Raw genomic sequence first — 773 nt, forward strand, 5'->3', positions numbered from 1 at the left:
GTTGTACGTACTTTATAATTTTTTAAAACTTCATAGAGGACTGATATGGGTTATCACTTTCTTGTAGGTAATATGCGGTTTATTCGGCACTAGGTAGCCCCGTTAAAAAGAAACCTTGAGAGGCAAAAGCCAATCAAGGTTTCTGGATATAATAATTAAGCAATTTTTAAGCAATTCATCATTTCATTTTTTTGATGCATTAGTTAAAAACGCATTTAACTTATTACTCAAATTTAAATTAACATTTTCTATTTTATTTCCTTCGACATTTATTCTTTTAAAGTTCATTATAAAACTTTTGAAAGAGTCAGATACTAAATATATATTCTCTCCATCCATTTCGTGAAACCAAATATAAATTTTATTTTGTGTGTTATCTTGTATTCCAATGCAAACTAAATCTCCTCCTGGTAAATCTGCAATAGGAATTAAATCAGCTGGTAATAAATCTTTATAAAAGTTTATTTTATCCTCAATATTATTTTCATCGTTATATAATCCATAAAATGAGTCTACTTCAAATTGTGTTAGCTTAATTTTATCTGATAAACCTTCTGGAGGAATAAAGTGATAATCTTCCTTGATATAATCATTACCATAATGTTGCAGATAATATGAATAATCTTGAGGTAACTTTATATTATATTTTCCTTCTAGATTATTTATATGGTTTTCATTCCAACTAGTGTCAATCTCTTTTACATCGAAATCAATTATTGTTTCTAGCTTTTTTTTAAATTGTTCCATTTTTTAATACCCTCCTCGTAGGTTAG

The 773-nt window shown here is 27.2% G+C and carries 1 protein-coding gene; it reads right to left on the reverse strand.

The window, feature by feature from the left end; genetic code table 11:
• Positions 1-183 precede the first annotated feature (183 nt).
• Entirely contained in the window at positions 184-747 is a 564-nt protein-coding gene (locus H9632_RS18700; RefSeq protein WP_191705568.1) for an SMI1/KNR4 family protein, read from the reverse strand.
• Between the last annotated feature and the right edge of the window lie 26 nt (positions 748-773).

Origin of the sequence: Solibacillus merdavium (genome assembly GCF_014836935.1) — a bacterium.
Taxonomy (GTDB): Bacteria; Bacillota; Bacilli; order Bacillales_A; family Planococcaceae; genus Solibacillus; species Solibacillus ferritrahens.

Coding starts and splice junctions, on each gene's coding strand:
- H9632_RS18700 (WP_191705568.1), bottom strand. CDS start 747: ATGGAACAATTTAAAAAAAAGCTAGAAACAATAATTGATTTCGATGTA.